Here is a 5,187-nt window from a genome sequence, read left to right on the forward strand (position 1 = left end):
GCCGCGCCGGAGGCCGCCTCCTGCATGCGCGATGCGAGCCGGTTCGCCAAAACGGTCGACATCATCGACACGCCGATTGTGCCGCCAAGCGAGCGGAACAGCTGGGAGGAGGCGGTAGCCACACCGAGCAAACGTTGGTCGACGGCGTTCTGTACAGTCAGCGTGTACACGGGCATCGCCACACCGAGACCGAGACCGGTCACGATCATGTATATGATCGCCTCGAAGGTCGACGTGCCGAGACCCATCGTGGACAGCAAGTACATGCCGAGCGACATAATGACGACTCCAGACAATGCGAGCAGCTTGTACTTCCCGGTTCGTGTCGTAATCGAACCTCCGATCGCGCTACCGAGAACAAGACTGAGCGTCATCGGCATCGTCACATAGCCGGACATCGTGGCGGACGTCCCCATCACGCCCTGCACAAACCACGGCATATACATAATGGCGCCGAACATGCCGGCTCCGAGCAGAAAGCTCGCCGCATTCGACACCGTAAAAATGCTGTTCCCGAACAACCCGAGCGGCAGCACCGGACTGCTTGCGCGTCGTTCTACCAGAATGAAGACCAAGAGCATCACAGCGGCCGCGGCAAGCAAGCTGAGGATCATCGCCGAATTCCATTCATACTTCGTGCCCGCCCAAGTGAAGGCGAGAAGCGCCGGTACCATGGTCAGCGCCAAAAACAACGAACCGGCGTAATCGACGGTCTCGCCCTGTCTTCGCGGCACCTTCGGAAACAACGCCCAGATCATGACGAAGGCAATGATACCGAAGGGCAGGAACACCCAGAACACCCAGTGCCATTCCATATGGTCGACGATATACCCGCCGAGCGTTGGGCCGAACACGCTGGCAAGCCCGAAGGCGGCGCTCATCGTTCCTTGCCACTTGCCTCGTTCGCGCGGCGCGAATAAATCTCCGATCACCGTAAACGCCGTCGACATGATCATCCCGGCGCCCAGACCCTGAATTCCCCGGTAAATGATCAACTGTATGATGGTGCCCGACAAGCCGCACAGCAGCGAACCGAGCACGAAAACGCCGATTCCGATCAGAATGAACGGCTTGCGGCCGTAGATGTCCGACAGCTTGCCCACCAGAATGGTCGTAATGCTGGTGGTCAGCATGAACACGGTAAATACCCAACTGTAATACTCCATCCCGCCCAACCGCTCGACGATCCTCGGCAGTGCCGTACTGATAATCGTCTGGTTGAGCGCCGCAAACAGCATCGCGGCGATAACGGCCGACATGATGGTCAGCTTTTTTCGATGATCCAAATGCTCCACGCCTACCGGCTCCCTTCTTGACCGCATTTCCGACTACCTATTTTCAGTTTCCGGCATGCGTCTTCGCTTCATTTTGTTCCATGTTGCGCAGAATATGTTCGTAAATGGCAGTCAACTCCACGATCTCCGAACGGGACAAGCCGGAAAACATCCTGTTCAGAATCTCCCGCCTTTTGGCCATAATCGTCCCGACGACAGCGCGCCCGCTTTCGGAGATGCCGAGCTGCACGACCCGGCGGTCTATCTCGTCGCGGTCGCGCACGATAAACCCGAGCTCCAGCAGCTTGTCGGCAATGCCGGTAATCGCGCCCGAGGTGACGGAAAGCATCTCGGCCAGCGTTGATGCCTTCTGCGGACCATAATGCTCCAGCTTGATGAGAATGCCCGCCTGGGTATGGGTCAGACCATGGCGATTATCCTTGTTCCACTCCGCCACAAGCTTGCGCTGGAGACGCCGAAAAGCATCCTCCAGATTCGACAGTTCCGTCTCGGTCACGGCCTCGGGACCGTTATCGTCCGGTGTGTTAGGTTCGTTGCGATCGTCGTTCATCGTTCACCTGCCTGTCAAATTAGTTCCTTCTATGTATAGCAGTAAATACTTTAGCACTAAACAATTTATTTGTAAATCTTTTCTCCTTATCGCCACACACGCGAAAAAGACCCGGAATCCACAGCGGGAATCCAGGTCTTCTTATGCCGATCCGTTACGTTTGACATAAAACAAACGGCGGAAGGCCATCGAGCGACTCGCGCACCGCCGACCACGCCGCATGCAGCGTCCGCTGCAGTTGCCAGGCCGTCCTTCCCGCCGCAACGACCGCCAATCCGTGCCGGTACGTAAGACTGACGCCCGCAATGACCGTTGCCGGATCAGTCGGGCCGCCCGATTCGAGCGCCGCACGCACGGCATCGAGCTGCACGGAGGAGATCCGGTCCGAGAACGCATAGAATGTACCGGCATGGGTCATATCCTCCCATGCGCCGGCAGCGGCAAGCCGTTGCTCCGCCGGGAGCACAAGCTGTCTGCTGTGGAAAATCGGCTCCCCGCCGTACAGCACGGTCAGCCGGTTGTCCAGCCGTCTGTACAGGAACGATTCGCCGCGCAGCAGCCGTCCGGGACACAGCACCTCGGCCTGCATCCAAACGGCGCCCCTTCCGAGCTCGACCTCAGTAGCGCTCCTGAAGTCGGCATCCTTGTACAGCATCACAGGCTGCATCATCGATTGCGCGCATGCTCCGTCGCCGACGACGAACCTCTGCGCCATCTCCGCGCCGATGCCGGCGCTGCACGGATGCACCTTCGTGTAGCTCTGGTTCGTGACATACAGCCGGGTTCCGGCCTCCAAGCTCCATTCGAATACATAGCGGTCGCCTGCCAGCATGCCGGGGGAGGCATCCATGACAATCGCGGCCAGCTCGTGGGGCGTATCGAACGTTTTGGCGATTTTGACCGGAGCGGTCTGGTACTTGCCTTCGAGTATCGTCCGGCCGCTGCGCAGGGCGAACGATGCACGCAGCACGGACGTCCGGCTGCCGTCCCGCTCCTTGCCGTCAGTGGGAATGCGAAACGCCGCGGGCATGCGCAAGCTCATGTTCGATCCAGTGCATAATGTCGCCGACGCCCTCGCCGCCGAACAAATTCGAGAAAATGAACGGGCGGCTGCCGCGCATTTTTCGCGTATCCTCCGCCATCACGTCCAGGCTCGCGCCTACGTGCGGAGCCAGGTCCGTCTTATTGATGAGCAGCAGGTCGGACCGCATAATGCCGGGACCTCCCTTGCGCGGAATTTTCTCACCCTGCGCGACATCGATAATGTAGATAAACCGGTCGACAAGTTCCGGACTGAACGCCGCCGCCAGGTTGTCGCCGCCGCTTTCGATCAGAATAAAATCCAGATTCGCGATGCGGGCTTCGAGCTCGTCTATCGCCTCGAAATTCATCGAAGCGTCCTCGCGAATCGCCGTATGGGGACAGCCGCCGGTTTCGACGCCGATGATCCGCTCTTCCGGCAGACACCCGGTTTGCAGCAAAATGCGCGCATCCTCCGCCGTATAAATATCGTTCGTAATGACCGCCATGCTGTATTTATGGCTGAGCGCCTTGGCGATCCGCTCGACGAGCGCGGTTTTGCCGGATCCGACTGGGCCTCCGATGCCGATCCGCAGCGGGCGGGACCGGTCGACTGCCGGCTGCTCCCATTCGTGATGGTGATGTCCCGTTCCTGTTCCTTGACACATAGCCAACGCCTCCGTTTCAAATATGCGTGATGATACTGGGATTACATCTACGACATGAACAATCGTGAATAAAGTGTCTCATGGCGAATCATCATGATGTCCGCCATCGGCACATTGCCATAGGCATCTTCGGGCATCAGCGAGTCGGCGATCCGCCACCCCTCCTCCGTAAGCGCCGCCAGCCTGGCGATCATCGCCTGCCCTTCGGTTTGTCCCATGGACATCAGCCGAAGCGCGCTGCCGACGCAAGTTACGATACAGGCATAAAAGTAACCCTGCACGGCCTGCTCCAGCGGCATTCCGAGCCGCAAGCAGACAAAGCCGTGGACCAACGAATGCGTCGCCAGACAAGCGCCTGCGCGGTACGCCGCTTGCAGCGGCTCCCAATCAAGCTGCGGATGCATGGCGGCTGCAAGCTGCAGCAGCCTCTTCCCCATTTTCTCCGTGCCTGCGCGGGATTCCGACCCGATCCGCTGGATGTGAACTAGCCGCTCGATGCGCCAGGCGCGTTCCCAATCGCCGCCCTCCTCGGCGGCTTCATACAGCGCTTTGACGACCAGCGCGTCGCCGGTCGCCCAGCTTTGCAGCAGCATGGTTTCCGCATACCGTTCCAGCTGATCCGCGGTCGAGATTCTCTTCTCCTGTACCATCGTCTCGAGTCCGAAGGAGTGCGAGAACCCGCCGATCGGCAGCGCCGAATCGAGCAGTTGCTGCATCGCCAGCCATGGAATCAAACGCAAAGCCGCCACTCCCCTCTAGAAAAGAAAATAGCGCTGGGCCATCGGCAGCTCCACGGCCGGCTCGCAGGTGCAGGGCTCGCCGTCGACCGTTACCCGATACGTTTCCGGATCGACCTCGATCCTCGGCGTCGCATTGTTGTGAATCATATCCTTCTTGCCGATGCTCCGGCACCCCTTGACCGGCTCCACCCGTTTCTGAAGCCCGAGCTCCTGCCCAATTCCGCGGTCATACGCCGCCTGCGAGACGAAGGTAATCGAGCTCTGATGCTTCGCCTTGCCGAAAGCGGCGAACATCGGACGTCCAAACACCGGCTGCGGCGTCGGAATCGAAGCGTTCGGATCACCCATCTGCGCGTAAGCGATACTGCCGCCCTTCAGCACAAGATCCGGCTTGACGCCGAAAAACATCGGGTTCCACACGACCAGATCGGCGAATTTGCCCGGCTCGAGCGAGCCGACCAAGTGCGAGACGCCGTGCGTGATGGCGGGGTTGATCGTATATTTCGCGATATACCGCTTGATCCGGTAATTGTCGCTCGCCGTGTCCGGCATCAGCGGACCGCGCTGCTTTTTCATTTTATCCGCTGTCTGCCACGTCCGGATGATGACCTCGCCGACCCGCCCCATCGCCTGCGAATCGGAGCTGATCATGCTGAATACGCCGAGATCGTGCAATATATCCTCCGCCGCGATCGTCTCCGGCCTGATCCGGGAGTCGGCGAACGCGACGTCCTCCGGGATGCGGCTGTCGAGATGGTGGCAAACCATCAGCATATCCAGATGCTCCTCGATCGTATTCACCGTGAACGGCCTGGTCGGATTCGTCGAGGAAGGCAGCACGTTCGCTTCGCCCGCTGCGGCGATAATGTCGGGCGCATGGCCGCCGCCGGCCCCTTCGGTATGATAGGTATGAA

The 5,187-nt window shown here is 59.6% G+C and carries 6 protein-coding genes; all 6 read right to left on the bottom strand.

Going from position 1 to position 5,187, the window contains the following annotated elements:
* Positions 1–1,295 (bottom strand): MDR family MFS transporter (locus tag BG52_RS11740; protein ID WP_036585327.1); only part of this gene is annotated, 1,295 nt, incomplete at its 3' end.
* A 43-nt stretch (positions 1,296–1,338) separates the two neighbouring features.
* Positions 1,339–1,845 carry a MarR family winged helix-turn-helix transcriptional regulator gene (locus BG52_RS11745; protein WP_051588130.1) on the bottom strand — a complete coding sequence of 169 codons (507 nt, stop codon included), beginning with the start codon at positions 1,843–1,845 and terminating at the stop codon, positions 1,339–1,341.
* A gap of 154 nt (positions 1,846–1,999) precedes the next feature.
* Positions 2,000–2,875, bottom strand: coding sequence for an urease accessory protein UreD (locus BG52_RS11750; RefSeq protein ID WP_051588131.1), 876 nt, complete (start codon positions 2,873–2,875; stop codon positions 2,000–2,002).
* The gene (gene ureG / locus BG52_RS11755) at positions 2,847–3,533 is read right to left on the bottom strand and encodes an urease accessory protein UreG (RefSeq protein WP_036585333.1); all 687 of its coding nucleotides are present in this window, start codon (positions 3,531–3,533) and stop codon (positions 2,847–2,849) included. Before ureG ends, BG52_RS11750 begins: the two co-directional genes overlap by 29 nt.
* 47 nt (positions 3,534–3,580) lie before the next feature.
* Entirely contained in the window at positions 3,581–4,273 is a 693-nt protein-coding gene (locus BG52_RS11760) for an urease accessory protein UreF (protein ID WP_223299001.1), read from the bottom strand.
* Positions 4,274–4,288: 15 nt separating this feature from the next.
* Positions 4,289–5,187, bottom strand: an 899-nt coding sequence (locus BG52_RS11765; protein ID WP_036667314.1) for an urease subunit alpha, incomplete at its 5' end; no start/stop codon positions are given.

This window comes from Paenibacillus darwinianus (assembly GCF_000598065.1).
Taxonomy (GTDB): Bacteria; Bacillota; Bacilli; order Paenibacillales; family Paenibacillaceae; genus Paenibacillus_I; species Paenibacillus_I darwinianus.

Excerpts from the sequence above, each read along its gene's own strand:
- BG52_RS11745 (WP_051588130.1), bottom strand. The coding sequence starts at position 1,845 with ATGAACGACGATCGCAACGAACCTAACACACCGGACGATAACGGTCCC.
- BG52_RS11750 (WP_051588131.1), bottom strand. The coding sequence starts at position 2,875 with ATGCCCGCGGCGTTTCGCATTCCCACTGACGGCAAGGAGCGGGACGGC.
- ureG (WP_036585333.1), bottom strand. The coding sequence starts at position 3,533 with ATGTGTCAAGGAACAGGAACGGGACATCACCATCACGAATGGGAGCAG.